The sequence below is a fragment of the Pseudomonas sp. CF161 genome (assembly GCF_000416215.1).
GTDB lineage: Bacteria > Pseudomonadota > Gammaproteobacteria > Pseudomonadales > Pseudomonadaceae > Aquipseudomonas.
The window spans coordinates 243,617-263,034 of record NZ_ATLP01000038.1; the positions used below are offsets into that span (position 1 = coordinate 243,617).

Annotated in this window: 19 protein-coding genes; 5 read left to right on the forward strand and 14 right to left on the reverse strand. The window is 62.8% G+C overall.

Annotated features, from left to right (window positions below; genetic code table 11):
- Window positions 1-139 precede the first annotated feature (139 nt).
- Both CF161_RS06470 and CF161_RS06475 read left to right on the forward strand, forming a co-directional pair.
- Window positions 140-1,084 carry an alpha/beta hydrolase gene (locus CF161_RS06470; protein ID WP_020295761.1) on the forward strand — a complete coding sequence of 315 codons (945 nt, stop codon included), beginning with the start codon at window positions 140-142 and terminating at the stop codon, window positions 1,082-1,084.
- Between the two features lie 47 nt (window positions 1,085-1,131).
- Window positions 1,132-1,602 (forward strand): MaoC family dehydratase, encoded by a 471-nt coding sequence (locus tag CF161_RS06475; protein WP_020295762.1) that lies wholly within the window; start codon window positions 1,132-1,134, stop codon window positions 1,600-1,602.
- A gap of 120 nt (window positions 1,603-1,722) precedes the next feature.
- On the opposite strand, the gene CF161_RS06480 is transcribed toward CF161_RS06475, so the two are convergent.
- The 4 genes from CF161_RS06480 to CF161_RS06495 form a co-directional block, all read right to left on the reverse strand.
- Window positions 1,723-2,583, reverse strand: a complete 861-nt coding sequence (locus tag CF161_RS06480; RefSeq protein WP_020295763.1) for an HlyD family secretion protein — start codon at window positions 2,581-2,583, stop codon at window positions 1,723-1,725.
- 10 nt (window positions 2,584-2,593) lie between these two features.
- On the reverse strand, window positions 2,594-2,800 hold the full coding sequence (locus CF161_RS06485; protein ID WP_020295764.1) for a DUF1656 domain-containing protein: 207 nt from the start codon (window positions 2,798-2,800) through the stop codon (window positions 2,594-2,596).
- Window positions 2,787-4,775: an FUSC family protein gene (locus CF161_RS06490; protein ID WP_043228734.1), complete on the reverse strand. Its 1,989-nt coding sequence runs from the start codon at window positions 4,773-4,775 to the stop codon at window positions 2,787-2,789. The genes CF161_RS06485 and CF161_RS06490 overlap by 14 nt, the downstream gene beginning before the upstream one ends.
- 156 nt (window positions 4,776-4,931) lie before the next feature.
- Window positions 4,932-5,399 (reverse strand): PA2169 family four-helix-bundle protein, encoded by a 468-nt coding sequence (locus CF161_RS06495; protein ID WP_020295766.1) that lies wholly within the window; start codon window positions 5,397-5,399, stop codon window positions 4,932-4,934.
- 209 nt (window positions 5,400-5,608) lie between these two features.
- On the opposite strand from CF161_RS06495, the gene CF161_RS06500 reads away from it, so the two are divergent.
- Both CF161_RS06500 and CF161_RS06505 read left to right on the forward strand, forming a co-directional pair.
- Window positions 5,609-5,845 (forward strand): DUF3820 family protein, encoded by a 237-nt coding sequence (locus tag CF161_RS06500; protein WP_020295767.1) that lies wholly within the window; start codon window positions 5,609-5,611, stop codon window positions 5,843-5,845.
- 11 nt (window positions 5,846-5,856) lie between these two features.
- Window positions 5,857-7,044, forward strand: a complete 1,188-nt coding sequence (locus tag CF161_RS06505) for an aminotransferase class V-fold PLP-dependent enzyme (protein WP_020295768.1) — start codon at window positions 5,857-5,859, stop codon at window positions 7,042-7,044.
- 171 nt (window positions 7,045-7,215) lie between these two features.
- Here CF161_RS06505 and CF161_RS06510 read toward each other — a convergent pair whose 3' ends face one another.
- The 3 genes from CF161_RS06510 to zwf are packed head-to-tail and all read right to left on the reverse strand — an operon-like array spanning window position 7,216 to window position 10,068.
- On the reverse strand, window positions 7,216-7,881 hold the full coding sequence (locus CF161_RS06510) for a bifunctional 4-hydroxy-2-oxoglutarate aldolase/2-dehydro-3-deoxy-phosphogluconate aldolase (RefSeq protein ID WP_020295769.1): 666 nt from the start codon (window positions 7,879-7,881) through the stop codon (window positions 7,216-7,218).
- 17 nt (window positions 7,882-7,898) lie between these two features.
- Complete coding sequence (pgl, locus tag CF161_RS06515) at window positions 7,899-8,612, reverse strand: 6-phosphogluconolactonase (protein WP_020295770.1); 714 nt, start codon at window positions 8,610-8,612, stop codon at window positions 7,899-7,901.
- On the reverse strand, window positions 8,599-10,068 hold the full coding sequence (gene zwf / locus CF161_RS06520; protein ID WP_020295771.1) for a glucose-6-phosphate dehydrogenase: 1,470 nt from the start codon (window positions 10,066-10,068) through the stop codon (window positions 8,599-8,601). The genes pgl and zwf overlap by 14 nt, the downstream gene beginning before the upstream one ends.
- Before the next feature lie 207 nt (window positions 10,069-10,275).
- Between zwf and CF161_RS06525 the strand changes: the two genes are divergently transcribed.
- Window positions 10,276-11,136: a MurR/RpiR family transcriptional regulator gene (locus CF161_RS06525; RefSeq protein WP_177326756.1), complete on the forward strand. Its 861-nt coding sequence runs from the start codon at window positions 10,276-10,278 to the stop codon at window positions 11,134-11,136.
- Window positions 11,137-11,203: 67 nt separating this feature from the next.
- Here the strand turns inward: CF161_RS06525 and CF161_RS06530 are convergent, their stop codons facing one another.
- The 7 genes from CF161_RS06530 to CF161_RS06560 all read right to left on the reverse strand — a co-directional run bounded on the left by CF161_RS06530 (window position 11,204) and on the right by CF161_RS06560 (window position 19,345).
- Window positions 11,204-12,058: a D-hexose-6-phosphate mutarotase gene (locus CF161_RS06530; RefSeq protein ID WP_020295773.1), complete on the reverse strand. Its 855-nt coding sequence runs from the start codon at window positions 12,056-12,058 to the stop codon at window positions 11,204-11,206.
- A 154-nt stretch (window positions 12,059-12,212) separates the two neighbouring features.
- Window positions 12,213-13,562 (reverse strand): carbohydrate porin, encoded by a 1,350-nt coding sequence (locus CF161_RS06535; RefSeq protein WP_020295774.1) that lies wholly within the window; start codon window positions 13,560-13,562, stop codon window positions 12,213-12,215.
- Between the two features lie 90 nt (window positions 13,563-13,652).
- Window positions 13,653-14,813 (reverse strand): ABC transporter ATP-binding protein, encoded by a 1,161-nt coding sequence (locus tag CF161_RS06540; protein ID WP_020295775.1) that lies wholly within the window; start codon window positions 14,811-14,813, stop codon window positions 13,653-13,655.
- Window positions 14,814-14,816: 3 nt separating this feature from the next.
- A complete protein-coding gene (locus CF161_RS06545) occupies window positions 14,817-15,662 on the reverse strand; it encodes a carbohydrate ABC transporter permease (RefSeq protein ID WP_020295776.1) in 846 nt (281 codons plus the stop codon).
- Window positions 15,655-16,563: a carbohydrate ABC transporter permease gene (locus CF161_RS06550; protein WP_020295777.1), complete on the reverse strand. Its 909-nt coding sequence runs from the start codon at window positions 16,561-16,563 to the stop codon at window positions 15,655-15,657. The genes CF161_RS06545 and CF161_RS06550 overlap by 8 nt, the downstream gene beginning before the upstream one ends.
- A gap of 113 nt (window positions 16,564-16,676) precedes the next feature.
- Window positions 16,677-17,969, reverse strand: a complete 1,293-nt coding sequence (locus tag CF161_RS06555) for an ABC transporter substrate-binding protein (protein ID WP_020295778.1) — start codon at window positions 17,967-17,969, stop codon at window positions 16,677-16,679.
- 116 nt (window positions 17,970-18,085) lie between these two features.
- A complete protein-coding gene (locus tag CF161_RS06560; protein ID WP_020295779.1) occupies window positions 18,086-19,345 on the reverse strand; it encodes an AGE family epimerase/isomerase in 1,260 nt (419 codons plus the stop codon).
- Window positions 19,346-19,418: the final 73 nt, after the last annotated feature.

Consider the following 19,418-nt stretch of genomic DNA (forward strand, 5'->3'; position numbering starts at 1 on the left):
TTAGCAGCAATGGCGATTCAGGCAAATATGCGCAAAGGCGTCATAGATCCCGTGAATCTTGCCTCCAAGGCGGCCACTGATCAGCCGGCAGCGCGCCGATGAGCTATACAATGCAGCGTCTTCGTGCAAAGGAACCGCCATGACCCACGATACCTTCTGGCTGACTGCAAGCGATCACAGCCGCCTCTTCGTCAACCTGTGGCTGCCCGAGAGGCCGCTCAAGGCCTTGATCCTGCTGGCCCACGGCATGGCCGAGCACAGCGCGCGCTACGAGCGACTGGCAAGCGCCCTGTGCGCCGAGGGTTATGGCGTGTACGCCCCCGACCTGCGGGGCCATGGCAAGACCGCCGAGCAAGGCGTGCTGGGCCATTACGCGGATCAGGACGGCTGGAACAAAGTGGTCGGCGACCTGGCCAACCTCCAGCAGCATATCGGCCAGTTGCACCCCGACCTGCCCATCATCCTGCTTGGCCACAGCATGGGCAGCTACATCGCCCAGGCCTATCTGCTGCACCACAGCGCCAGCCTGCACGGGGCAATTCTCAGCGGCTCGAATTTCCAACCGGTGGCGCTGTACCGCGTCGCTCGCCTGATTGCCCGCTTCGAACGCTGGCGCCAGGGCGGCCAAGGTCGCAGCGCGCTGATCGACTGGCTGTCGTTCGGCTCATTCAATAAAGCCTTCAAGCCCAATCGCACCGCGTTCGACTGGCTCAGCCGCGACCCCGCCGAGGTCGATAAATACGTCGCCGACCCGCTGTGCGGCTATCGCTGCAGCAACCAGCTCTGGATCGACCTCCTGGGCGGGTTGCAGCAAATCAGTAAAGCGTCCAATCTCGCCCAGATCGATCCGGGCCTGCCGTTGCTGGTGATGGGCGGCGAATGTGATCCGGTGAGCAATGGCACGCGTCTGACGGATCTGGCCGACGCATTGCGCGCCGCCGGCAACCAGTGCCTGCAACTGACCCTTTACCCCGAAGCTCGTCACGAGCTGTTCAATGAAACCAATCGTGACGAAGTGACCGCCGATCTGCTGGCCTGGCTCGACCAGGCCCTGCAACACCGCAGGCCGGCCAAGACCGAATGACCTTGAAGCCACACGCTACCCCACTTTTTCCACAGGACTTGATACAGATGACCCAGGTGACCAACACCCCTTACGAAGCCCTCGAAGTCGGCCAGACCGCCAGCTACAGCAAAACCGTGGAAGAGCGTGATATCCAGCTGTTCGCCGCCATGTCCGGCGACCACAACCCGGTGCACCTGGACGCCGAATTCGCTGCCGCCACCATGTTCAAGGAGCGCATCGCCCACGGCATGTTCAGTGGCGCCCTGATCAGCGCCGCCGTGGCCTGCGAGCTGCCTGGGCCGGGCACCATTTATATCGGCCAGCAGATGAGCTTCCAGAAGCCGGTGAAGATTGGCGACACCCTGACCGTACGCCTGGAAATTCTCGAAAAACTGCCGAAATTCCGCGTGCGCATCGCCACCCGTGTGTTCAACCAGCGCGATGAGCTGGTGGTCGATGGCGAAGCCGAAATCCTCGCCCCGCGCAAACAGCAAACCGTGACCCTGCCCACCCTGCCGGCCATCAGCATCGGCTGAGAACCCGTTCACCATCGGCTGCGCTTGGCTCATGCCGCGCCAGCCGGTTCTGCGGCCGGTTGCAGCGCGCCCCGTCGGGGGCGTGCGCAACTCGCGATGACGGCTGCCCCCTGCCCCGCCCTATTGACCCTCCTGCACCTGCACGCTGGCGGTCATGCCCGCGCTCAGATTGAGGCCTTCGGGAACCTTGTCGAGCTGGATCCGCACCGGGATCCGCTGCGCCAGGCGCACCCAGTTGAAGGTCGGCTGCACCTCGGCCAGCAATTGCCCATCGGGCGTGGTGTTACTGTCGGTGATGCCGCGGCTGATGCTCTGCACATGGCCTTCCAGGGCGTCCCCCGCACTCATCAGCCAGACTTTGACCGGGTCCCCGACCTTGATCCGCGGCAGTTTGGTCTCCTCGAAATACGCTTGCACGTAGAAGGTCGAGTCGTCGATCAAGGCCATGACCGGCTGCCCGGCATTGACATAGTTGCCCTCCGCCAGCCGCAGGTTGGTGATGTGCCCGTCACGCGGCGCATGCACCTGGCTGCGGGCCAGGTTGAGCTCGGCGACCTTGGCTTCAGCCTGGGCCTGGCGCAACTCGCCCCGGGCAATGCCGGCGTTGATCTGCGCGTTTTCCCGCAGCTCGGCGCTGATCGCCTGCGGGCCGAGGCTGGCGCGGCGGCTGGCTTCGTGTTCACGCAGGCTCAGTTGCTGCTGACGGGTCTGAACCACCGCCTGGGCCTTTTCCAGCGCCGCCTCAAAACGCTCGCGGTCGATGCTCAGCAACAGCTCGCCGGCCTTGACCTGCTGGTTGTCTTGGACCTTGAGCTGGCGCACCCAGCCCGAAACATCGGGGGCGATCACCACCACGTCGGCGCGAATCCGTGCATCACGGGTCCAGGGGGTCAGCATGTAGTACTGCCACAGGTGAAAGCCGGCGAACAACGCCACAGCCACCAGGGTCAGGGTAACGGCGACACGTACGGAAGTACGCATGGGCAACTCCTTATAAGGGTCCGAGGACGACGGTGATCAGGGTCAATACACAGACGTACAGGGCACAGTCGAACAGTGCTTCGTGCCAGATCCAGCGTCCCAGCGGCGTGATGCGCAACAGCATGCGCAATGCCCCGGTCAGCAGCAGCGCCAACACGACATAAATCAGAAACGGACTGAGCAGAATCCCGCCCAGCGACCACTCACGCAGCCCCATGGTGTTCCTCCTGCTGCCGGCACCAGGTGCGCCAGCTGTTTTGCAATTGCACCACCGCGCCCTGGGCCAGCTTCAAGGCATCGCTGGGCGGTTGTTGTTGCAGGGCCTGCAACAGGGCCGCGCTGGGTTCGACCAGGGCCTCGCTGCGACTGCCGGCCGGCCCTTGCTGCAAGACCTTTTCCAGGTGTTCGAGGTACGCGCGCTGCTGCGCACCAAGTGGCACCTGGGCCACCGCCAGGCTCAGGCGCAGGTGCAGCAACTCGTCACCGATATCCAGCGCCAGCAAACCATCGTCCCAGCGGCTGCGGGCCTGTTGCGGCAACTCCGGGTAATGCCGCGCCAATTGCAGCAGGCGGTCGGCCATGCGCCCACCGAACCAGCTTTCCGCGCCGCGCAGGTTGCGCCGGGTCAAGCGCACCAGATCATGCAGGGTCGCCGCCAGCAGGCGCCGGCCATGCCAGGCCGGGTTGCGCAAAATCAGCAGGTGGAACGCCAGCACTGCCGCGCCGACGCCGATCACCATGGCCTGGGCGCTGTTGAAGAAGGTCGCGACATCGAACTGCATTCGGTTCAAGGGGGAAATCAGCACCACAAAATGCAGGCAGAAAGAGGTCGCCGTGGCGCCGATCTGGGGTTTGGCCATACCCAGCGCCCCCAGGAACAAAGGCACGCCCATGGCCATGCACAGCATGGGGAAACCGCTCCATTGCGGCAGGAGAATTTCCCCGACCACAAAGGCCACGGGGATCGCCAGAAAAATCCCGCGCATAAAGCTCATGCCGATCTGTGCGCCGTTTTCGCGGCTGGCGAACAGGCTGCAGACCACGCACGTCAGCAACATCGCACCGGAGGCGGCCGGCCAGGCAGTGGCCAGCCAGAACGTCGCCACGGCCAGAAATGCCAGGGCACTGCGCGCACCGAAGACCAGGGCCAGGGACAGGTCGCGGTGCGGCGTCAGCGAGGCCGGTTGCTCCACGGGCGCCCGCCCCTGCTCCACCGCTTGCAGGGCGACCCCGGCGGCCAGGGCGGTGTCCAGCAACAGCGCGAACCGCGCCAGGCAGTAACTTTGCGCCGAACTGACCTGCGGATCGTGGGAAGCATCCAACAGTTGCGGCCGCAACGCCTGCAGCGTGGCCGCGTCCGCCGCGGTCAAGGCTGCCTGGACTTGATCCATCCAGGGTTGCAATTGGCCGGCCTCGGGCGCGTCGAGCTGCTGCCACTGGCGGCGCACTGACCGCGAAATGCGCAGCAGCATCAGCAATTTCTGGCTCAGGCCGCTGATGGCGCGGGCCCGCTGGCGCCCCAGGCGGCCTTCGAACCAGGCGTGCTCACGCTGAGAATCCACGGCGACGATACGCCCGAGAATTTCCAGCAACCCCTTGCGCGCCAGGGCATCCCCGGCCAGGGTCGCGCGGGCCGCGTGCAACCCGCTGTGCCAGGCGGCCCGGGCCTGATCGGCCAATTGCCGTTCGACCCGCATCGGCCACAGCAGCGCACTGCTGGCCGTGGCGCAGATAATCCCCAGGGATATTTCCGTGCAGCGCGCCACGGCCTGGTCGAATACCCCCAACGGGTGGCTGAGGGCCGGCAAGGCGATGATCGCCACGGTGTAGCCGGCCAGCACAAAGGAGTAGGACCAGGCACTGCGCAGCAGGGTCGAACTGGCGGTACACAACCCCAGCCACAAGGCCAGGGCCAGCAGAAAGAGCCAGGGCGTCTGGGCAAACAGCCCCATGAACAGCACCGACATGATCGTCCCCACCAGGGTTCCCAGCAGCCGGGCGAGACCTTTCTGCAGGACCATGCCGGACAGGGGCTGGGCCACGATGATCGAGGTCATCAGGGCCCAGGCCGGCTGCTCCAGCCCCCAACGCAACGCCAGCCACAGCGCCATGCCGCCACCGAGCACGGTTTTGATCGCGAACTGCAACGCGGGAAGGTCGGGAGCAAGCAACGCCTGCAGAGTGGTACGCACGCAAGGAACCTCGGGATGGATCGATTAACCATAGACGGGATCAGCCGGAAGTCGGCCGGAAGCAATTATTAGCTAGCTAACTAATGAGGGTCCAGCATTAAATTTCAGGCATAAAAAAACGCCAGACTGGCTGGCGTTTTTGACAGGTTTCGACGCTTACGAGCGAGCGCGAGCCTGGTTGCGAAGCGCTTTTACCTGGTCGTGGTTGCGTTGCACGCCGTGGTACTGGCGTTCAACCAGGTCACGGATACCCACCAGGTTGTGCTTGTTGATTTTTTCCAGGGCTTCTTTGTAAGCCTTCAGGGCATGGTCTTCACCGCGCTCAGCTTCGTTGAGCACCGCTTCTTCGTCCTTGCCGGTCACCAGCGCCTTGAGGTCGACCCAACGGCGATGCAGGTCGCCACTGACACTGGTCGAAGTTTCCGGATCGCCGCCCAGGGCGCGCACTGCACTTTGCAGTTCAGCGGCAGCGGTGGCGCAATCGGTGGAGCGTTTGGCGAACAACGCTTTGAGCTCGGGATGCTTGATGTCTTCGGCGCAGGTCTTGAACCCTTCTTGACCGTCCTTGCTGGTCTCGATCAGGTCGTTGAGCACCGAAATGGATTCTTTGTTCAAGTCAGTCATTTTCAATTCCTTCCAGGTTGGGGGAGAGTTGCAATAGGTATTGCACCCGCCGTGCCAGACTTGAACATGGAATTTATTTGTTATTTTTCAACAAGTTAACTTTTTATCAAAAATCTGTATCCGCGTTATTTGCATGATCTGTCATTTGGCCTGCATGCAGAATGCCTGTATTTTCCAGGGTGTTTGAATCACCCACAGACCCCATCGTCATGAATCCTGAAAAACTCGAGCTGCTGATCACCCGTGAAATGCCCTACGGCAAATACAAGGGCCGCATCCTGGCCGACCTGCCCGGCCAATACCTGAACTGGTTCGCCCGCGAGGGTTTCCCCCACGGCGAACTCGGTGGCCTGCTGGCCCTGATGCAGGAAATCGATCACAACGGCCTCTCCGATCTGCTGGACCCGCTACGCGCCAAACACGGCAAACCCAAGCCCCGCCACTGACAGAGCGCCCTATGCCGCCGATTGCCGAACTCTTTTGCGATGAACACCATTGGCAGGCGATCGCCGCACGCTATGAAGTCGAACCCGGACCGATCAATCTGGAAAATGGCTATTTCGGGCGCATGACCCGGCGCGTGCTCGACGACTACCAAGCCAATATCGCCTTCGTCAATCGCAGCAATTCGGTGTACGTGCGCCAGCAGTTCGAGCGCACCCAGGCCCAGCAGATCCGCCGCCAACTGGCGCAATTGCTGGAGGTGGACGAGCACGCCGTGGCCTTCACCCGCTGCGCCACCGATGCCCTGCAATCGTTGATCCGCAACTACAACCAGCTGCAACCCGGTGATCAACTGCTGCTGTGCGACCTGGAGTACGACACGGTCAAAAGCGCCATGCGCTGGCTGGCTCGCCAGCGGGGCGCGCAAGTGATCGAAATCGAGCACGCCCTGCCATCCAGCTTCGATGGCCTGCTGCACAGCTACCGCCAGGCCTTCGAGCGCTACCCACGGTTGAAGTTGATGGCACTGACCCACGTCACCCATCGCAGCGGACTGGTGATGCCGGTCCAGGCGATTGCGGCGCTGGCCCGGGAGCATGGAATCGACGTAATCCTCGACGGCGCCCACGCCCTGGGGCAGATCGACTTCAATCTGGCTGAGCTGGGCATCGCCTTCGCCGGTTTCAACCTGCACAAATGGATCGGCGCGCCGCTGAGCCTGGGCTTCCTCTATATCGACCCCTCGCGCCTGGATGCCATCGATCCGGACATGGACGAGTTTCACTACCCGCCCAGCGACGTCCGTTCACGCACGCCGTACAGCACGCCGAACATTCCGGCGCTGATGACTTTGCCCGTGGCATTCGATGAGCATCGGGCCATGGGCGGTGCGGCGCTCAAGGGTGCGCGCCTGAATTACCTGCGCGACCTGTGGGTACGCGAGGCCCGAGCGCTGCCGGGAATCGAGATCCTGACCCCGGATGATCCGCGGCTTTACTGCGCCATCACCTCCCTGCGCTTCACGCACACGCAGGACCAGCAACCGCTGGTCGATCGCCTGCTGTGCGATTACAACCTGTTCACCACCCTGCGCCAGGGCGCCGCCTTTGGCTCCTGCATCCGCATCACCCCGGGCTTTACCACGCCGCTTGCGCATATTCAGTTGCTGAGCAACGCCCTGGGTGAATTGGCGCAACCCTAGCTGCTGGCGTAGGCCAAAACGGACGCCGGAGTGCCCAGGGCAGTGCCTGGCATTTGTCCGAACTCACCTACCCCGCCCCCGCTCACTCGCACTTTTCCCCGGGCAAAAAAAACGGTGCACCGACCAAGCGCACCGTAAAGCCGTAGAACACCAACGAATCTGTAAAACCAATCAGTCCAGCAGGGCCAGGGCCTCGGCCGTGCACTCCTGGATCCGCGCCCAGTCGCCGTTCTTGATCCACTCGGGGTCAAGCATCCAGCTACCGCCGACGCACATCACGTTTTTCAACGCCATGTAGCTCTTGATATTGGCCGGGCTGACGCCACCGGTCGGGCAGAATTTCACTTCACCGAACGGGCCGCCCAAGGCCTTGATCGCTGCCACGCCGCCGCTGACTTCCGCCGGGAACAGCTTGAAGCGGCGATAGCCCAGGCCGTAGCCCTCCATGATGCCCGAGGCATTGCTGATGCCCGGCAACAGCGGGATGTCGCTGTCGACACTGGCTTCCAGCAGGTCGCGGGTAATGCCCGGGGTGACGATGAACTGCGAACCCGCGGCTTCGGCCGCCGCCAGCATGTTGCGATCGAGCACGGTACCGGCACCGGTCACCAGCTCCGGACGCTGCTCGCGCAGGATCTGGATCGCCTTGAGGCCGAACTGGGAACGCAGGGTCACTTCCAGCGCGGTCAAGCCACCCGCGGCCAGGGCGTCGGCCAGAGGCAGGACGTCCTGTTCGCGAGCGATGGTGATCACCGGCAGAATTCGCGCCTGGGCGCAAAGACTGTCGATCAGGGCAACTTTGTCCGCCATGGAAACGGTTGGACGTGGGTTTTTCATAGCGGCTGATCCTTGGCTCATGGGCACCAGTAAATCTCTAACGGAGGTTGCAGGAAGGCGCGAATCGGCATTTCGGCGACCAGGTCGCCGGCCAGTGCGGCACTCAGGGTGGTCAATTTGGATTGACCGGAAATCGACAACACGATGGACCGCGCCGACGCCAGCAACGCGCGACTCATGGTCAGGCGTTGATGGGGCACGGTCGGCGCCAGCATCGGCCAGCAGCGACGGCTGCCATCGGCTTGCAGCGCTTCGGCGAGGTTCGGGCTGTTGGGAAACAGCGACGCGGTGTGCCCGTCATCGCCCATGCCGAGAATCAGCACGTCGATGGGCGGCAACTCGGCCAGCACGCCTTCGGCTTGCTCGGCCGCCAGCTCCAGGCTCGGCGCGGGGCTGTACAGGCTGACGAACCTGGCCTCGGCCGCGGCGCCCTGCAACAGGTAGCGCTTGAGCAGCCCGGCATTGCTGTCGGCGTGTTCAACCGGTACCCAGCGCTCGTCCGCCAGGCTCACCACCACCTTCGACCACTCCAGCGCCTGCTTGGCCAGGTGCTGGAAAAACGCCACCGGGCTGCGGCCACCGGACACCACCAGGGTCGCCACGCCGCGAGCGGCAATCGCCGTGCGCAGCTGTTCGGCCACCTTCAGCGCCAGGCCTTCGGCCAGTAGCGTCGGGCTTTGAAACGCGTGGGCGCGCACGCCCTCGGGCAGTTTGAATTCAGATATCGCCATACCACGACCTCCCATCCCGCGTGATCAGTGCAATGGAGCTCATCGGCCCCCATGAACCCGCCGCATACGGCTTGGGCGCATCGCCGGACTTCTTCCAGCCGGCAATCAGCTGGTCGCACCACTTCCACGCGGCTTCGATTTCATCTTTACGGACAAACAGGTTCTGATTGCCGCGCATCACTTCCAGCAACAACCGCTCGTAGGCATCGGGAATCCGTGCGCTGCGATAGGTGTCGGAAAAATTCAGCTGCAACGGGCCGCTGCGCAGTTGCATGCCTTTGTCCAGGCCCTGCTCCTTGGTCATCACGCGCAAGGAGATGCCTTCGTCCGGTTGCAGGCGGATAATCAGCTTGTTGCTGATCTGCAGGCGCTGCTCGGGAGCGAAGATGTAATGCGACGGCTCTTTGAAATGGATCACGATCTGCGACAGCTTGTCCGGCATGCGCTTGCCGGTGCGCAGGTAGAACGGCACCCCGGCCCAACGCCAATTGCGGATATCGGCCCGCAGGGCGACGAAGGTTTCGGTGTCGCTCTGGGTGTTGGAATTCTCTTCTTCCAGATAGCCGGGCACCGGCTTGCCAGCGCTGTAGCCGGCGATGTACTGGCCGCGCACCACCTGGGTGGTCAGGCCTTCCGGGCTGATGGGCGCCAGGGCCTTGAGCACTTTGACCTTCTCGTCGCGGATGCTGTCGGCCGAAAGGTCGGCCGGCGGGTCCATGGCGATCAGGCACAGCAGCTGCAGCAGGTGATTCTGGATCATGTCCCGCAGTTGACCGGCCTTGTCGAAGTAACCCCAGCGGCCTTCGATGCCGACCTTCTCGGCCACGGTGATTTCCACGTGGGAGATGTAGTTCTGGTTCCACTGGGTTTCGAACAGGCTGTTGGCAAAACGCAGGGCGATCAGGTTCTGCACCGTCTCTTTGCCCAGGTAGTGGTCGATCCGATAGATGCGCGTCTCCGGGAAGAACTGCGCCACCGCATCGTTGACCTTGCGCGAGGACTCCAGGTCCGAGCCGATGGGTTTTTCCAGGACCACCCGAGTGTTTTCCGCCAGGCCGGCGCGGGACAGGTTCTCGCAGATCGCGCCGTAGACCGCGGCCGGAGTGGCGAAGTAGGCGATCAGGCGTTGTTCGCGACCGGCCCGCTCGGCCAGGGCCAGGTAATCGTCGGCCTTGAGGAAGTCCACATGCAGGTAGCTCAGACGCGCCAGGAAGCGCTCCAGCACCACGGCATCGATGTCCTTGTCGCCCAGGTAGCGGCGCAGCTCGGCTTCAATGAACGCCAGGTGCTGCTGCTCGCTGCCCGGCTCGCGGGCCAGGGCCAGGATGCGCGTGTCGTCATGCAGCAAACCGGCGCCATCGAGTTGGTAAAGGGCAGGAAACAATTTGCGAAGCGCCAGATCACCCAGCGCGCCAAACAAGGCAAAGGTGCACGGTTCAACCGTTATCGAAGGCATGATGTTTGTTCTTTTATCAAGTTAAGCTACAAATACCTTTTTTCAAGGCATCACTCAAGGGAAAATGTAGTAATAACCACAACATTTTCGCAAAATACAGAATCCGAGTGGTGGTCGGCACAGGCCATCAGTAGGATAGGCCACCGCCGAAGCCCGGTTAATCCCGGCTTCCTTGCATTGCCGACCTAGGAAACCTTAATGGACCGCATGCGCAATCTTCTGGAACACATCCAGAACCGCCTTGAAGAATTGAACAAGGCCGAACGTAAAGTCGCTGAAGTGATCCTGCTCAACCCACAGCAGGCGACGCGCTTCAGCATTGCCGCCCTGGCCCAGGCCGCCTCGGTCAGCGAGCCTACGGTCAATCGTTTCTGCCGCTCGTTCGGCGTCAGCGGTTACCCGGAACTCAAACTGCAACTGGCCCAGAGCCTGGCCAGCGGCGCGGCCTATGTCAGCCGCGCGGTCGAAGCCGATGATAACCCCGAAGCCTATACGCAAAAGATCTTCGGCAGCGCCATTGCGTCCCTCGACAGCGCCTGCCAGGCCCTGGACCCGAACCTGATCAGCCGCGCCGTCGACCTGTTGATCCAGGCGCGGCAGATCCACTTCTTCGGCCTCGGCGCCTCGGCCCCGGTGGCGCTGGATGCGCAGCACAAGTTCTTCCGCTTCAACCTCGCGGTGACCGCCCACGCCGACGTGCTGATGCAGCGCATGATTGCCTCGGTGGCCCATACCGGCGAGCTGTTCGTGATTATTTCCTACACCGGGCGTACCCGTGAACTGGTGGAAGTGGCGCGCATCGCCCGGGAAAACGGCGCCTCGGTCCTGGGCCTGACCGCCGCCGGCTCGCCCCTGGCCAAGGCCAGCACCCTGAGCCTGAATATTCCGTTGCCGGAAGACACCGACATTTACATGCCGATGACCTCGCGCATCATCCAGCTGACTGTGCTCGATGTCCTCGCCACCGGCATGACCCTGCGCCGCGGCGTCGACTTCCAGCCGCACCTGCGCAAAATCAAGGAAAGCCTCAACGCCAGCCGCTATCCGGTGGGTGACGAGTTCAACTGAGGGCTGCGCTGGCCCTCATCGCAACACCAATACACCTGATACGCCAAGGCGCCCATGCCGGCCTGGCTCAGGCGACGGCTCGGGCTTGCAGGCTCAGGTGGGCGCGTTCGCCGGGGGCCAGGCAGACGCTGCCGGTGCCGCCGCTGGCGGCTTCGACGCAGACGAAGCCTGACACTTCATTCCAGCTCACCCCCAGCAACGGCCGCGTGCCCGGGTGCCAGACCACGGTGTCGGCGCTGTCACCGGTGTCGATGCACAGTTGGCGCTGCCAGGCGCTGTCCTTGAGCTGCAATTCGCCTTCGTGCTGGAACACCCGCTGGCATCCACCCTGCACCCGCAACTCGCCCTTCTGTTGGCAGGCCTGGCGGTTCAGCTGGTCATAACCTTCCACGCCATCCAGCCCAGACAGCGCTACCTCACCAACATCACCAATACGCCAATAGGCGTGCAACGCCTGGCTCAATTGGCAGGGTTCACTGTCTTGATGCTCGGTGCCCAGGCGCAGTTCCAGGGCTTCCCCGAGGTGCGCGTGCAGGTCCACTTGCCAATCGCACAGCTGCAATTGCCAATGCAGACGCACGCCATCGTCGTCACTGCTGCTGTCCAGCAGCTTCCAGTCGATCAAGCGCGCCCAGCCATGGGACGGCCAGGCGTTCTCGCTCGGATGCCGACCGTACCAGGGCCAGCACACCGGCACCCCGCCCCGAATCGCCCCCACCTGCGGCCACTTGGCGGCGCACCACAGCCAGGGCTTTTGCCCGGTCGGCTGAAAATGCAGCAACTGCGCGCCCTGGCGACTGAACACCGCCTGGCACAAGGGGTGGTCGATTACCAGCACATCACGCAGCTGGTAGCGCTCCCAGGCAAAGGTCGGACGCTCGCGCAGGGATTTGAAAAAGCGTTGCAGCGGATGCTCATGCATGTGCCACGGTCCTGAAAATCATTGCTGTCTCGATACTCATGAGGGCTGCGCAAAACGCTGTAACTGCCGCGAGCTACAGTTCCCACAAAAAAAAGCGGACAGCCTTGGCCATCCGCGAAATGCGCACAAAGAGAAGGAGCTTATCGCAAGCGCGTCAGAACACCGACTGAATTTTCAGACCCGCCACCAACGCGTTATCGACTTCATCCACACCACCCGGGTGCGTGATGTACTGCAGGTTGGGACGCACGGTGAGCCAGTTGGTGACATGGAAGCCGTAGTTGATTTCATAGTTGTATTCAGTGTTGCGCAGCGGCGCATACAGCGCGTCGTTGTAGTCACTGATACCGTTGTCGGCGTTGACCAGCTCGGCGTTTTTCTTCACGTCGTCGTTGACATGGATCCGGGCGAAACCGATGCCGACGTCATCCTTGGGACGCGCGTCGAACGGGCCCTTGTACACGAACATCAGCGACTGGTAGTTGTCGACGACGTTGGTGTCCTTGTCGTGGAAGGTGGCGTTGGCCGCGATATTCAGGCCGCGCGAAGCATCGCCATTGTGGGTGGTGAGTTGCTGCTGCCCAACGAACCAGTAGCCATGCTTGCTGTTGTGCACGCGATAGCCTTCGCCGCTGTTCGCTGCATCCTGGCCATTGCTGTCTTCGCGCACGTCATTGGCATCGGCCGTGCTCTTGTAGTAACCGACCCGGTACTCGCCCGGCAGGCTGTTGAGCTTCGGCGACCAGACCACTTCGACCGGCAGCACCGTGCCCTTGGTCCCGCTGCCGCTGAGCTTGAAGCCGTTGCCGTGCTCCAGTTGCGACGGGTTCTGGTTGTAGGCGCCGATCTGCGCATACAGCTCGGGGGTGATGTTGTACTTGATCCGCAGCGCGGCCTGGCTGACCGGCCAGTTGTACCAGATGCCTGTGGCCCAGTTGCCCACCTGGGAGCCGCAGAACGCCAGGTTCTGGAATTCGCAGGGGAAGGTGTTGAAGTCTTCGCCTTCGCCGAAATAGCCGGCCTTGACGTCGAGCTTGCCATCCAGGAACTGATGCTGGACCCACAACTGGGTCAACCGGACCATATGGCCGCGGCCGTAGACTTCCTGGGAGGAACTCAGGGTGCCGGCACGCGGGTCGCCGATACGGTCATTGGAAATGTTCTGGCCGTTACGGTTGGTGAGCTGGACCTTGGCCTGGGTGTTATCCCAGCCCAACAGCTTTTGCAGGTCCAGGGCCACGCCCAGGCCGAACTGATCGCTGTAACGCGCAGTCTTGTCGTTGTTGTAGCCACCGTGCAGGTTACCGCCGACTTCACCGACGTAGTCCGCCTTGATGTCGATACCCTGCTCGATGAGCTTGGTCCGCTCGCCACCCCAGTCGCCCGTCATCCACTTGGAATCGGCGCCGAACGCCTCATCCGCCATCGCATTGCCGGACAGGACCAGTGCCGCCACCGCTGACATCTGGCAGAGCAGCCGGGTATTGGTGTGTTTCTTTTTCATCCCTACATCCTCGTCTTTATTGTTATTAACTGTTTTTATCTAACGCGGTTTACAGCGATTGCGACGAATGACAGGCCATCCGTCACGGATTCAGCGGCCCTTGAACTGCGCCACGTTGCCCGCCGGGGCCTGCGCCGCCGGCACACCGGCCACGCCCAGGCGCTCGCCGCTCTTGGCATCGAACAGCAGCACCTTGCTCGGATCGAACTGCAGGGTCAGGGTCTCGCCCACCTGCGGCGCCACGTCCGGCGCCAGGCGGCAGCAGACCTTGGTCCCGTTGAGGCTGACGAACACCAGGGTGTCGGGGCCGGTAGGCTCGGTGACCTGGACCTCGGCGCGAATACTCGGCAGGCCATTGGCCTCGGCACCGGCGAGGACGATCTGCTCCGGGCGCATGCCAAGAATCACCTCACGGTCTTCAAGCCCGGCATCCTGCATGCCCAGGGGCAGCTCGCAGCGCGCCTGGCCACTGTCGAGCAGGGCCAGCAGGCGGCCGTCCTTGCGTTGCAGGCGCAGGGGGATGAAGTTCATCGGCGGCGAGCCGATAAAGCTCGCCACAAACAGGTTGGCCGGGTCGTTGTAGATCTGCTTCGGGGTGCCGAACTGCTGGATGATCCCGTCCTTCATCACCGCCACTTTGTCGCCCAGGGTCATGGCTTCGATCTGGTCGTGGGTGACGTAGACCGTGGTGGTCTTCAGGCGCTGGTGCATCAGCTTCATTTCGGTACGCATCTCGACCCGCAGCTTGGCGTCGAGGTTGGACAGCGGTTCGTCGAACAGGTAGATCTTCGGCCGCCGCGCCAGCGCCCGGCCCATGGCCACGCGCTGCTGCTGGCCGCCCGACAGCTGGCCGGGCTTGCGGCTGAGCAGGTGTTCGATCTGCAGTAGCTTGGCGACACGGGCCACCTCTTCGTCGATCTCGGCACGGGGCATCTTGCGGATCTTCAAACCGAAGGCGATGTTGTCGCGCACGCTCATGGTCGGGTACAGCGCATAGGACTGGAACACCATGGCGATGTCCCGATCCTTGGGGCTCATGCCGCTGATGTCGGCGTCGTCCACCAGGATCGCGCCGCCGCTGATGTTCTCCAGGCCCGCGATGCAGTTCATCAAGGTCGATTTACCGCAGCCCGAAGGCCCGACCAGGATCAGGAACTCGCCGTCATCGATCTTCAGTTCGATGTTCTTCAGGGTGTCCGGCAAGCCCGCGCCGTAGGTCTTGTTGACGTTGCGTAATTCGAGAGTTGCCATCTGTTACCCCTTGACCGCGCCGGACGTCAGCCCACGCAGGAAATACTTGCCAGCGAATATGTAAACCAACAGGGTCGGCAGCCCGGCGATCATCGCCGCCGCCATATCAACGTTGTATTCCTTGGCCCCGGTGCTGGTGTTGACCAGGTTGTTCAAGGCCACGGTGATCGGCTGCGCATCGCCACTGGCAAACACCACCCCAAACAGAAAGTCGTTCCAGATCTGGGTGAACTGCCAGATCAGGCAGACCATGACGATCGGGATCGACATCGGCAGCAGGATCTTGCCGAAGATGGTGAAGAACCCGGCGCCATCCAGGCGCGCCGCCTTGACCAGCGCATCGGGAATGCTCACGTAGTAATTGCGGAAGAACAGCGTGGTGAAGGCCAGGCCGTACACCACGTGCACCAGCACCAGGCCGGTGGTGGTGTTGGCCAGGCCGAACTTGCCGAGGGTGAACGAGGCCGGCAGCAGCACGGTCTGGAACGGCAGGAAGCAGCCGAATAGCAGCAGGCCGAAGAACAGCTGCGAACCACGGAAGCGCCACATCGACAGCACGTAGCCGTTCATCGCGCCGATAAAGGTCGAGATCAATACTGCCGGCACGGTGATTTTCACCGAGTTCCAGAAGTAGCCGCCGACGCTGTCCCAGGCCTTGATCCAGCCAATGCCATCGATCACGGCGGGCCAGCTCAGGAGGTTGCCGGTGCGGATGTCTTCCGGGGTCTTGAAGCTGGTCAGCAGCATCACCACCAGCGGGATCAGGTACACCGCGGCCGCCAGCAGCAAGGTGGCGTAAATGGCGATGCGGCTGAAGTTCAGGGTCGGTTTCCCGAGCGCGTTAGTCATGGCGTTTGCCCCGCAGTTCGGAATACAGGTACGGCACCAGGATGGTCAGCACCGCGCCCAGCATCAGCATGGCGCTGGCCGAACCGATGCCCATCTGGCCACGGCTGAAGGTGAAGGAGTACATGAACATCGCCGGCAGGTCCGAGGAGTAGCCCGGGCCGCCCGCCGTCATCGCCGCCACCAGGTCGAAGCTCTTGATCGCGATGTGGGCGAGGATCATGAAGGCGCTGAAAAACACCGGGCGCAGGCTCGGCAGCACGATCTTCAGGTAGATGGTCGGCAGGCTCGCGCCGTCGACCTGGGCAGCACGGATGATCGACTGGTCGACACCGCGCAGGCCGGCCAGAAACATGGCCATGACAAAACCCGAAGCCTGCCACACGGCGGCGATCACCAGGCAGTACACCACCCGGTCCTGATCCACCAGCCAGTCCAGGCGAAAGCCTTCCCAGCCCCAGTCGCGCAGCATCTTGTCCAGGCCCAGGCCCGGGTTGAGCAGCCACTTCCAGGCAGTACCGGTGACGATCATCGACAGCGCCATCGGGTACAGGTACACAGTGCGGATAAAGCCTTCCTTGCGGATCCGCTGGTCCAGCAGCACGGCCAGGAACACCCCGAGCACCAGGCTGATGCCGATGAACATGCCGCCGAACAGCGCCAGGTTCTTGCTCGCGACCCACCAGCGGTCGTTGTCCAGCAGGCGGGTGTATTGCTGCAAACCGACCCATTTGTAGGTCGGCATGAAGCTGGAATTGGTGAAGGACAGAATGAACGTCCAGATGATGTAACCGTAAAAACCAACCAACACGATCAGCATGCTCGGCGCCAGCACCAACTTGGGCAGCCAGCGTTGCAGCGCATCGAACGGTGAGGCTTTGCTGAAAACCGCCACAGAGCTCATCGGGATAATCCAGGTGTGAAGTAGGGATCAGAAGGTGGTGCCCTGTGGGAGCGAGCGCCCACAGGGATAGACCCTTCAAGTAACGGCCACGGGCGTACCCGTGGCATCCGGGGTTACTGGGCGGCCTTGACGGCCGATGCCAGCTGCGCACTGGCCTTGGCCGGGTCCGCATCCTTGTCGTTCATGAAGTTGGTGACCACGTCGAAGATCGCGCCCTGCACGGCCAGGGAAGTGGCCATGTTGTGCGCCATGCTCGGTTGCAGGCCGCCGGTCTTCTCGTCAGCCAGGAAGTCCTTGGCTGACGCCTGGGCGCAGGAGTCGAAACCCAGGCCGCTCATGTCGTTGAGCATGTCGGTGCGCACCGGGATCGAACCCTTGTTGATGCTGAAGACCTTCTGGAAGTCCTTGCCCAGTGCAACCTTGGCCAGGTCCTGCTGAGCGGCGATGTCGCCCTTGCGATCAGCCTTGAGCTTGAACACCGCCAGGGAGTCGATGTTGTAGGTGAAGGCTTTTTCAGTGCCCGGGAACGGCACGCACTGGTAGTCCTTGCCGGCGATTTTCTTCGCCGCGGTCCACTCGCTCTTGGCCCAGTCACCCATCATCTGCATGCCGGCCTTGCCATTGATCACGTCGGCGGCAGCGATGTTCCAGTCACGCCCGGCGCGGTTGGGGTCCATGTAGCCGGTGAGTTTTTTCAGCTCGGTGAAGGCTTTGGTCATCTCCGGGCCGGACAGGGTTTTCTGGTCCAGGTCGACCAGGGCCTTCTGGTAGCCCTCGGCGCCCATCACCGACAGCACCACGTCTTCGAACACGGTGCTGTCCTGCCACGGCTGGCCGCCGTGGGCCAGGGCGATGAAGCCGGCGGCCTTGAGTTTGTCACCGGCGGCATAGAATTCGGCGAGGGTGGTCGGGGCTTTTTCGATCCCGGCTTTCTTGAATACTTCCGGGTTGATCCACAGCCAGTTGACCCGATGGATGTTCACCGGTACGGCGACGTAGTCACCTTCGAACTTGACGGTGTCGGAGACTTTTTTCGACAGCAGGCCGTCCCAGTTTTCCGACTTGGCGACGTCTTTCAGGGTGTCGGTGCTGAGCAGGCCAGTGCTGCCCCACTCCTGGATATCCGGCCCCTTGATCTGTGCCACACCCGGCGGGTTACCGGCGACGGCGCGGCTTTTCAATACGGTCATGGCAGTCGAACCGCCGCCACCGGCAACCGCACCGTCCTTCCAGGTAAAGCCGTCTTTCTCGACTTGGGCCTTTAGAACATCGACCGCGGCTTTTTCACCACCCGACGTCCACCAGTGCACGACTTCCACTGAACCTTTGGAATCGGCGGCAAGTGCGTTCAAGGGAAACAACGAGGCGAGAGAAATGACAGTGGCGAGGCGAGAAATCGCATTCATCTGAAGTACCTTTCTTGTTGTTATGCATGCAAGTCTGGTGCTTGCGCTGCACGGGATTTTAAACAGCGCATCGAACCTCGCAGGTAACGAAGGGACGCGCGAATGTCACTGCATGGTTACATAACCTGCGGGCCAGACACCTGCGCCAGGGCAGACGCGAGGCTCGGGGCCAACCCCAGGCGCGGAATCAGCACCGCCTGCCAGGCGTGATAGAGGTCGGGTTTGCCGGCCCAGATCTCGGCGCTGGGGGTGTTGTCCAGCCCCAGCTCGTGGTGCCAGCTGCCCTGCACGCGGTCGATGAAATGGGTTTCGCAAAACTCCCAGAAGCAGCGGTACCAGGTTTCGTACCGAGCCTCGCCGGTGCGCTGGAGCAAGGCACTGGCGGCGGCGCTGGCCTCGGCGTGGGTCCAGTGCAGGCGCTGGCGCACCACGGGCCGATGGTGCCAGTCCAGGGTGTAGACGATGCCGGGCGCACCGTCGACCGCCCAGCCGTGGCGGCAGTTGCTCTCGAACAGCTTTTGCGCGTCCAGCACCAGCCAGCCCGGGGTCAACATCCCGGCACGCACCCGCGAAGCCTCCAGGTGCAACAGCAAGCGCGCCCACTCGAAACCATGCCCGGGGGTGGTGCCATAGGGGCGAAAGCCGTCTGCCGGATGTGCCGAGTTGTAGTCGGGCAAGGCGTGCCACTGGCGGTCGAAATGCTCGATCACCATAAAGTCGTTGCCCGCCGCGTGCTGGTGGATCACCCGCTCGACAATTCGCAGGGCGCGGTTCAGCCAGCGCGGGTCCTGGGTGACATCGGCCAGGGCGAGGAAGGCTTCGGTGGCGTGCATGTTGCTGTTGGCGCCACGGTAGCTTTCCTCTTCGCTCCAGTCGCGGTTGAACGACTCGCGCAGTGCGCCCTCCTCCTCGCTCCAGAAATGGCTGTCGATAACCTCGATCGCCTGCTCCAGCAAGGCCTGGGCACCGGGGCGCCCGGCGACCACTGCGGAACTGGCGGCCAGGGCGACAAAGGCATGCAGGTAGGCCGCCTTGCCGGTGTTGCCATCCGCTGCTGCCGGCACCGCGAACCAGCCACCGTACTCGGCATCGCGCAATGGTCCGGCCAGGGCGGCGACGCCGTGGTCGACCAGCGCCGCGTAACCGGGCAAACCCTGGATATGGGCCATGGCAAAGCTGTGGGTCATGCGCGCGGTGTTCATGGTTTCGGCCCGGGCGTCGGCCGGCAGGCGGCCCTGGGCGTCCAGATTGCCGAAGCCGTCGGCGAGCCGTGCCGCCTTGGCGAAATCCAGCAGGCGCAGGCCTTCGGCAGCGAGCCAGGCATGATGGGCGGGAGCGTTCAGCCAACTGCTGAACGACAGCGAAAGAGAGTCCATGGGCGACCTGTTGTTGTTTTTATCGAAGGCCTGAGTCTAATCAAGCCTCGATCCACCGCAGGTAACGAAGCAC

What these genes read in the sequence shown, in the direction of transcription:
- CF161_RS06470 (WP_020295761.1), top strand. Translation starts at nt 140, where the DNA reads ATGACCCACGATACCTTCTGGCTGACTGCAAGCGATCACAGCCGCCTC.
- CF161_RS06475 (WP_020295762.1), top strand. Translation starts at nt 1,132, where the DNA reads ATGACCCAGGTGACCAACACCCCTTACGAAGCCCTCGAAGTCGGCCAG.
- CF161_RS06480 (WP_020295763.1), bottom strand. Translation starts at nt 2,583, where the DNA reads ATGCGTACTTCCGTACGTGTCGCCGTTACCCTGACCCTGGTGGCTGTG.
- CF161_RS06485 (WP_020295764.1), bottom strand. Translation starts at nt 2,800, where the DNA reads ATGGGGCTGCGTGAGTGGTCGCTGGGCGGGATTCTGCTCAGTCCGTTT.
- CF161_RS06495 (WP_020295766.1), bottom strand. Translation starts at nt 5,399, where the DNA reads ATGACTGACTTGAACAAAGAATCCATTTCGGTGCTCAACGACCTGATC.
- CF161_RS06500 (WP_020295767.1), top strand. Translation starts at nt 5,609, where the DNA reads ATGAATCCTGAAAAACTCGAGCTGCTGATCACCCGTGAAATGCCCTAC.
- CF161_RS06505 (WP_020295768.1), top strand. Translation starts at nt 5,857, where the DNA reads ATGCCGCCGATTGCCGAACTCTTTTGCGATGAACACCATTGGCAGGCG.
- CF161_RS06510 (WP_020295769.1), bottom strand. Translation starts at nt 7,881, where the DNA reads ATGAAAAACCCACGTCCAACCGTTTCCATGGCGGACAAAGTTGCCCTG.
- pgl (WP_020295770.1), bottom strand. Translation starts at nt 8,612, where the DNA reads ATGGCGATATCTGAATTCAAACTGCCCGAGGGCGTGCGCGCCCACGCG.
- zwf (WP_020295771.1), bottom strand. Translation starts at nt 10,068, where the DNA reads ATGCCTTCGATAACGGTTGAACCGTGCACCTTTGCCTTGTTTGGCGCG.
- CF161_RS06525 (WP_177326756.1), top strand. Translation starts at nt 10,276, where the DNA reads ATGCGCAATCTTCTGGAACACATCCAGAACCGCCTTGAAGAATTGAAC.
- CF161_RS06530 (WP_020295773.1), bottom strand. Translation starts at nt 12,058, where the DNA reads ATGCATGAGCATCCGCTGCAACGCTTTTTCAAATCCCTGCGCGAGCGT.
- CF161_RS06535 (WP_020295774.1), bottom strand. Translation starts at nt 13,562, where the DNA reads ATGAAAAAGAAACACACCAATACCCGGCTGCTCTGCCAGATGTCAGCG.
- CF161_RS06540 (WP_020295775.1), bottom strand. Translation starts at nt 14,813, where the DNA reads ATGGCAACTCTCGAATTACGCAACGTCAACAAGACCTACGGCGCGGGC.
- CF161_RS06545 (WP_020295776.1), bottom strand. Translation starts at nt 15,662, where the DNA reads ATGACTAACGCGCTCGGGAAACCGACCCTGAACTTCAGCCGCATCGCC.
- CF161_RS06550 (WP_020295777.1), bottom strand. Translation starts at nt 16,563, where the DNA reads ATGAGCTCTGTGGCGGTTTTCAGCAAAGCCTCACCGTTCGATGCGCTG.
- CF161_RS06555 (WP_020295778.1), bottom strand. Translation starts at nt 17,969, where the DNA reads ATGAATGCGATTTCTCGCCTCGCCACTGTCATTTCTCTCGCCTCGTTG.
- CF161_RS06560 (WP_020295779.1), bottom strand. Translation starts at nt 19,345, where the DNA reads ATGGACTCTCTTTCGCTGTCGTTCAGCAGTTGGCTGAACGCTCCCGCC.